Here is an 8,031-nt window from a genome sequence, read left to right as displayed (position 1 = left end):
GACGCTTTGGCGCCGATTGCCTCGGCGCAGGCGGTTGCGGCGGCGATGCGGACTCCCAAAGCGCAAAAGAATGGGGCACCCAGAGGGTCGGCATCCAGATCCAGCGCACTGGCGCGCAAGCATGGCGAGCTGATAGCGCGGGCTGTCAAAGCGTTCGGCTTTAATACGACACTCGCGCCCGTGGTGGATCTTGCGCTGCCTGAAGCAGCAGAAGTTATGGGTTCGCGAACGGCCGGGACGAATGCACCCGAAGTGAATGGGTACGCGCGGGAGTTTCTGGCGGGGATTGCGGCGCAGGGAGTAGTGGGGTGCGGAAAACATTTCCCAGGGCTCGGAGGCGCGACGGGCGATACGCACTTTGTGACGCCGGCCATTCAGCGCGCATGGAAGCAGCTTTGGGAAGAGGACGTAGTTCCCTACCGCGAACTGCATCGAGAAATGCCGATGATCATGATGAATCATGCGGCTTATCCGCGGACACCGGGAAAGAACGAGCCGGCGAGCGCATCCAGCTTCTGGATTGCGGAGACGCTGCGGAAACGGATCGGATACAAGGGGATTATTCTCTCCGACGATCTGGAGATGGGCGGCATTCTGAAATTCTTGCCGGTGGAAGACGCAGCGGTGGCGGCGATTCGTGCGGGATCGGATCTGCTGGAGATCTGCCATAGCCCGGAGCTGATTTTGCGGACGTATGAGGCGCTAGTTTCTGAAGGCGAGAGGTCGGCGGCGTTCCGGAAGGTGCTACTGACAACAGCTCGCGACTCTGCGCGGAAACGGGCGCGGTTGTATGCGAAGGGCGTGGCGCCCGTGCTGAGTGTGAAAAAGCTGGAAGCGCTGCGCAAAAGCATTCTGGATTTCAACGAAACCGTGGCGGCGTTGGTGGATGCTTCGGCCGTTGCTGCTCCGAGGGCCTCGTCTCCGGCGGAGGCTTCGTGAAATTGAAGCCGATGATCGTGGCCGGCGTGATGAGCGGAACGTCAGCCGATGGTATCGACGTTGCCCTTGTAAGGATTGCTCCGGTAAAGACGCAGCCACGGTTGACGCTACTGGCGCATGAAAGCTTTCGCTATCCGGCTGTGCTGCGCGAAGCTGTGCTTACGGCGATGAATGCGAAGTCAACCTCAACGGCGGAACTGGCACGACTGAATTGGAGATTGGGTATTGCATATGCCGAGGCTGTGAGGGCTACGCTGGAGCGGCACAACATCAAAGTTGATCTTGTCGGATGTCATGGACAGACGCTGTATCACCAGGCTGTGCCGGCGGCGTATGCGGGCAAACGATTCGCGTGCACGTGGCAAGCGGGCGAGGCTGCCCTGATTGCGGCGGAGGTGCAGGTTCCAGTGGTTTCGAATTTTCGGCCCGCGGATATGGCTGCGGGGGGACAGGGTGCGCCCCTGGTGCCTTTGTTGGATCATGTTCTGTTTGCCGATCGAAAGCGCGGCCGTGTTCTGCAGAATATCGGTGGCATCGCTAACCTGACAGCGATTCCGGCAGGCGCGAGCTTCGATGAGGAGTTTGCATTCGACACCGGCCCCGGCAACATGGTGATGGATGCGCTGGCGCAGAAACTTTTCAATAGAGGCTACGACCGTAATGGTGGTCTCGCTGCGCGTGGGAGAGTACTCGACCCAGTGGTGGATCAGATGCTGCGCGCTCGCTATTTTGCGCTGCAGCCGCCGAAGACGGCCGGGCGAGAAGAGTTTGGACGGGAGTATGCAGCGAAGTTTCTGGCGGCTTGTCGGAGAACAAGCCGTAAACCTGAAGACGCTTTGGCCACTGCGACGGCGCTGACGGCTGAGAGCATTGCGCGAGGCTTTGATCGATTTGTGCTGCCTAAAATGCAGGGCATGCCCGTGGACTACATTGTTTCGGGCGGAGGCGCGCGGAATGCGAAGCTGATGTCGATGCTGATGGCCCGTCTGGAACCGATGGGATGCGCGGTAACGACAAGCGAAAAGTTCGGACTTCCCTCGGAGGCGAAGGAAGCGGTTGCGTTTGCCTTATTGGCTTGGATGACGTGGCATCAGTTGCCGGGGAACGTGCCGACGGCAACAGGGGCGAGACGACCTGCGATTCTGGGGCAGATCACGTATGTCTAGATGGGCTTTGGCCTCTGGTCTTGCGACCTGGAATTCCTGTCCGCAGGGGCAAAAGCCCATTGTCCTCTGTGGAGTGGTATCGGCACGACTGAAGTCGTGCCCTGATACAAACCCGCCCGCGACGAGCGTCCAGCGACATCATACGTTAGTCCTGCACAAATTCGCGTTTGGATTTCAGGCTGTTTTATTGGTTGCGCTCTTTGCGCTTCTCGGCTGTCATACGTCGAAGCGTGATCCAAATACGGTTGTGTTTTTGATTGAGTCAAGCCCGACGAATCTTGATCCGCGGGTTGGGACGGATGGGCAGTCGGAGCATATTGACGAGCTGATCTTCGATGGACTGGTCGCAAAGGATGCGAATTTTCATTTCACGCCAGCGCTGGCGCAAAGTTGGGAACTGCGCGATCCGGTGACGCTGGTCTTTCATCTGCGCGAGGATGTGCGATTTCATGATGGGCGGCCGATGGCGGCGCGGGATGTGGCGTGGAGCATCAATTCCATGCGCGACGGAACCGTGATTACGGCGAAGTCGGCAACATATGCGTCGATTGCAAAGGTCGAGGCTCCGGACCCGGGAACTGTCATCCTGCACCTGAAGCACCCAGATAATTTTCTGCTGATCAACCTGGCAACAGGCGCGTTCGGGGTGGTTCCGGAAGGCAGCGGGCGTGATTTCTGGCAGCATCCTATTGGCACCGGACCATTTCGATTCGTCAGCCAGCAGATCGATCAAAACGTAATTATCGAGCGCAATCCGCTGAGTTGGAGAGTGCAGCCGAAACTGGAGCGCGTGCGGTTCGCGGTGGTTCCGGATCCGATTACCGAGTCGCTGGAGTTGGAGAAGGGTTCGGGTGATGTGGCGATCAATTCCCTTCCCATGGATTCGCTGCCGATTCTTGGAGCGCGGCCAAACCTGGAAGTCAATGACGCGCCGGGCACGCAGATTCAGTACCTCGCATTCAATCTGACCGATCCGTTGCTGAAGGATGTGCGGGTGCGGCAGGCGATCTCATGCGCCATCGATCGCGACCTGATTATTCACACGCTGTTGCGCGGACATGCGCGACCTGCGGTGAGCCTGCTGCCGCCAACGCACTGGGCATGGACGGGAGATGTGGCGAACTTTGGATACGATCCAGGACGCGCGAAGAAATTGCTCGACGAGGCGGGGTATCCGGTGCGTGAAAATGGGGTGCGATTCCACGTGACGATGAAGACCAGCACGGTGGAAGATGTTCGCTCGCTGGCGGCTGTGTTGCAGCAGCAACTGGCGCTGGTAGGGATTGCGCTGGAAATCCGGACGTTTGAATTTGCGACGTTTTATGCCGATGTGACGCGCGGGGCATTTCAGTTGTATTCGCTGCGCTGGATCGGGGGGAACGAGCAGCCAGATATTTTCAGCTATGCGTTTTCGACCGCGCGTTTTTCGCCGAAGGGCGCCAACCGCGGTCACTATTCGAACCCAAAGGTGGATGCGCTGCTTGACGACGGCGCGACGAGCACGGACCAGGCTAAGCGACGTGCCGACTACGTTGAGGCGCAGCAAATTCTCGCCGAGGAGCTGCCGGCAATCAACCTCTGGTACAAGGACACGGTGGTGGTGCACAACCGGAGGCTGACGAATGTGAGGCCGACAGCCTCTGGCAGTTTTGCATTTCTTGAGACTGCGGAACTGCAGCCTTAGTTAGATGCTGCGATAGAGGCTGCTTTCTTCTCGACAAGCGTCGTGCCGCGCCCCTGGTTCCGAGGATTGGGTTCAGACGTTTCAGAGCTTAAGATTCCCTTAAGAAATCCAGCTAATTAACTGCCCTGTATACCGATACATAGACCTCGCTGCGGTCTTCGCGAAAATGAGTTCATAGTTTGGCACTGTTTCTCAACCTTTTACATGGCTGGCTCGTCTACCGAAACAGATGACGATTACAGCGCAGCGTCTTTAATGCGTATGCGCGGAGAGATTGATGAAGAGCAAGAACTGGAATCAATTTGCGGTAACCATCGCGCGGTTGTTTCTCCTGGTTGCGATAGCGGCGGCGTGGATCGGAGTAAATGCACAGGCTCCCACTCGATTTGTCGGTACGCTCACGGCGATCAATGGAAGCACGATTACGGTGAAGACCGATGCCGGCGATTCGAAGCAGGTGGAGGTTCCAGCGACTGCGGTGATGAAGAGGCTGGCACCGGGACAGAAGGACCTTAGCGCGGCAGAGACAATTCATCTAACCGATCTTGCCACCGGCGACCGTGTGCTGGTGAAACTGGACCCCGATGCGACGGGCGCAACTCCGCGAGCGCTGCAAGTGGTGGCGATGAAACAGACCGACATTGCGCAGAGGCAGCAACAGGAGCGTGAAGAGTGGCAGCGCAACGGCGCGGGCGGATTGGTGAAGAGCGTTGATGCAGCTGCGGGCGTCGTTATAGTGACGACGGGCGCCGGGCCGACCGCAAAGACAGTCACCGTTCACATTACGAAGACCACGGTGCTCAAGCGCTACTCGGCAACCTCGATTCGATTTGCGGATGCGCAGCCGGCGCCGCTGGATGCGGTACATGCTGGCGATCAGTTCCAGGTACTTGGCCAGAAGAATGCGGACGGATCGGAGATTACGGCCACTGACGTAGTTTCTGGAAGCTTTAGAAATATCTCCGGCATTGTTGTTTCGGTTGACGCGACTGCTTCTACGTTGACGGTGAAAGACCTGGTGACAAAGAAGAACGTGATGGTACACGTTACGCCGGACGCGGAGATGCGGCGTCTGCCGGAGATGATGGCGAAGATGATTGCGGCTCGTTTGAAGGGCGGAGCCTCAGCGGCCGGCGGTGCGACCACGATGGGACGTGCGCAGGGTGGTGAACCGGCAACCTCTGCACCAGCGGGATACGGACCGGGCGCAGGCCAGGGCGGTGGTCAGGGACGTCGTGGCGCGGGCGGCAATCTCGCGCAGGTTCTTGATCGCGCGCCGACGGTGAAACTCGGCGACCTGCAAAAAGGCGAAGCGGTCATGTTGGTATCGACAGAAGGCGCGACTGATGTGACTGCCATCAAGCTGCTGGCCGGGGTCGAACCCCTGCTGGAGAGCCCCGACGCCTCCCGCGATCTGCTGGCTAACTGGAGCATGGGCTCGGGCGGAGCCGAAGCGGCAGCCCAATAACAAATTCGAACCAGATTTGGCATTTCCAATTTTGGCACTCATAAGAAATTGAGCGAGGAATCAGTGCATCTACGACTTCATTGCATCATTCATTTTTTGATTGCGTTGGCGCTTGGTCTTGTGAGCCTTGCTGCACATGCACAAGCACCCCCGGCCACCGCAGCGACTGCAACCATTCATGGGCACATCACGGACCAGACTGGTGCGCTGATTCCCGGCGCTACGATCACGATCGCGACAGCGGACGGAATTGCAGCGGGCAAGGCTACAGCGGACGCGAGCGGCGGTTACTCTGTGAGCGGATTGACGCCCGGTAACTACATTGTGAGCGCCGAATATCCGGGCTTTGCCGCGTTTCAATCGCAGTCCATTCCGGTCGCGGCGGGTCAGATCAAGCGTGTCGACATCGCCATGGCGATCCAGGTGGAGCAGCAGAGCATTGTGGTGAGCGATGAAACGCCGACGGTCAGCGTGGAAGCAGGCGCAAATGCAAGCTCCCTGGTACTGAAGGACAAAGATCTGGATGCACTATCGGATGATCCGGATGAATTGTCGAACGAGCTTACGGCATTGGCGGGTCCCTCAGCGGGGCCAAATGGCGGGCAGATTTATATCGATGGCTTTACGGGTGGACAGCTTCCTCCCAAGTCGGCCATTCGCGAAATCCGCATCAACCAGAATCCATTTTCGGCGGAATTTGACCGGCTCGGCTATGGCCGCATTGAAATCCTTACCAAGCCCGGTACAGACAAGCTGCACGGACAAGCGTTCGTCATGGGAAATGACAGCGCATTCAATACGGGTAGTCCATTTCTGCCCAACGTGCCCTCCTACTATCGGATCCAATACAACGGAACTGTCAGCGGCGCGTTGACTAAGACCTCGTCGTTCTTCCTAAGTATGGAGCAGCGCGATAACCACGACCAGGCCGTCTACACCTATTACCCCGCGGTACTGGACCCGAGCACGGGGCTGTATTCGATCTCGACGACGCGTTCATCCGGCGCACTGGCGAATCCGCACAACCACATCAATGTGTCTCCGCGGCTCGATCTGCAGCTTGGGCAAAAGAACACGCTAACACTGCGCTACCAGTGGTACTACGACTCAGAGACGGGCGACATCGGCCCGACTTCCCTTCCTTCCCAATCCGAAACCTCATCGACCACCGAAAATACATTCCAGTTGAGCGACTCGCAGATCATCAACGATCACATGGTGAACGAGACTCGCTTCGAGTACCGGCGGCAACTGAGTAACGTCTCTCCGGTCAGTACACAGCCAACTCTGATTGCTAGCGGCGACTTCACCAGCGGCGGCGCCAGCGGCCAATTCTCCAACGATCACCAGGACCATATGGAACTGCAGAACTACACCACGATGAGTGTAAAGACGCAGTCCATCAAATTCGGCGGGTGGCTCCGGTACAACCGCGACGCCAATGCCTCGTTTGAGAATCGCAATGGCACGCTGGTGTTTTCTGAACAAGGTTATGCGGACGCGCTCAATGCGCTGGCCCAGGGCAAGAGCTTGACGACGTTGCCCCCGGGCGCATTTCTGAATTTGAGCATTACGGCCGGGCGAGTTTCGTACACTCCCAGCACTCTTGATGGATCACTCTTCTTCCAGGACGATTGGAAGGTAAATCCGCGGCTCACCATCTCCGGCGGTTTGCGTTGGGAGACGCAGAATCAAATTGCTGATCGCAGCGATTGGGCCCCCCGCGTCGCGTTTGCATATGCACTCGATGCCAAGGGGAAGAAACCGGCGAAGACAGTGCTTCGCGCCGGCTTCGGCATCTTCTATGATCGCTTGCCCATTTCAGACCTTCTGGCCTCAACGCGGCAAGGCTTGAACGCTGGTTCGGCCCAAACATCCATTGACTCGCCTGCCTGCCTCAGCGGCACGGACCTGAACAACATGGACTTCTCGGCATGCAAGCCGACGGCGCCTTACGCACCAACACCACAGACCACCATCGTTCAGATCTCACCCACCTACCGCTCGCCCTCAACGCAGCAGTTGGGTGCAAGCATCGAGCGGCAGTTGACCAAGAGCACCACCCTCACTGCGACCTATCTTCACTCCTTCGGCGTTCACCAGATGGTGACCCGCAACGCCAACGCGTACACGCCTTTACCAGGTACGACTTATTACAACAGCACCACCGGTCCACGGCAGGACCAGAGTATCGGCATCATTAACGAGTACTATCCCGAAGCAGTTTTCAAAGAGAATCAGATGATTCTCAACGTGAACGCCAGGCTCTCTCCAAAGTTCGGAGTCTTTGGGTTTTACAACCTGTCGTTCGCCAATTCGGATGCCGCCGGCGGTAACGCCTCGAATTCCTACAACCTGAGCCAGGATTACGGACGCGCGAGTTTCGTTTCACGGAACATGCTCTTTCTGATGGGCAACTACACGGGCCCGTGGGCACTGCGTTTCAATCCGTTTCTAATCGCTCGCTCGGGACGCCCCTACAACGTCGTCTCAAGTTATGACTTGACCGGCGATCAATACTTCAACAATCGGCCGTCGTATGCAGATGCATCGTCGTGCACCGCCGGCAGCAATCAGTACTATCAGACGCAGTTTGGTTGTTTGAATTCGGCTCCCGGCGAGGGAGATTCGCTCGTTCCGACAAATCTGGGCACGGGACCGACGAGCATCGCATTCAACCTGCGTCTCAGCAAAACAATCGGTGTTGGACCGAAGCTTGAGTCTTCTGGCGGAGCAGCGGCCGGCGGTCCGGGTGGTGGCCCTCCTGGCGGTGG

The 8,031-nt window shown here is 57.9% G+C and carries 5 protein-coding genes; all 5 read left to right on the top strand.

The features are described from left to right. The coding region (locus WA354_RS00420; protein WP_472811030.1) for a glycoside hydrolase family 3 N-terminal domain-containing protein at nucleotides 1-939 on the top strand (939 nt) is incomplete at its 5' end. After that, a complete protein-coding gene (locus tag WA354_RS00415) occupies nucleotides 936-2,105 on the top strand; it encodes an anhydro-N-acetylmuramic acid kinase (protein ID WP_472811029.1) in 1,170 nt (389 codons plus the stop codon). The genes WA354_RS00420 and WA354_RS00415, both read left to right, overlap by 4 nt. Further along, a complete protein-coding gene (locus tag WA354_RS00410; RefSeq protein ID WP_472811028.1) occupies nucleotides 2,098-3,789 on the top strand; it encodes an ABC transporter substrate-binding protein in 1,692 nt (563 codons plus the stop codon). Before WA354_RS00415 ends, WA354_RS00410 begins: the two co-directional genes overlap by 8 nt. Before the next feature lie 277 nt (nucleotides 3,790-4,066). Beyond that, the gene (locus WA354_RS00405; protein WP_472811027.1) at nucleotides 4,067-5,257 is read left to right on the top strand and encodes a hypothetical protein; all 1,191 of its coding nucleotides are present in this window, start codon (nucleotides 4,067-4,069) and stop codon (nucleotides 5,255-5,257) included. Nucleotides 5,258-5,320: 63 nt separating this feature from the next. Further along, a partial coding sequence (locus tag WA354_RS00400; RefSeq protein ID WP_472811026.1) for a TonB-dependent receptor occupies nucleotides 5,321-8,031 on the top strand: 2,711 nt, incomplete at its 3' end.

This window comes from Occallatibacter sp. (genome assembly GCF_049802275.1).
Classification (GTDB): domain Bacteria; phylum Acidobacteriota; class Terriglobia; order Terriglobales; family Acidobacteriaceae; genus Telmatobacter.
The sequence above is the reverse complement of the archived record's forward strand: the minus strand, read 5'-3'. Positions and strand labels throughout refer to the sequence as shown.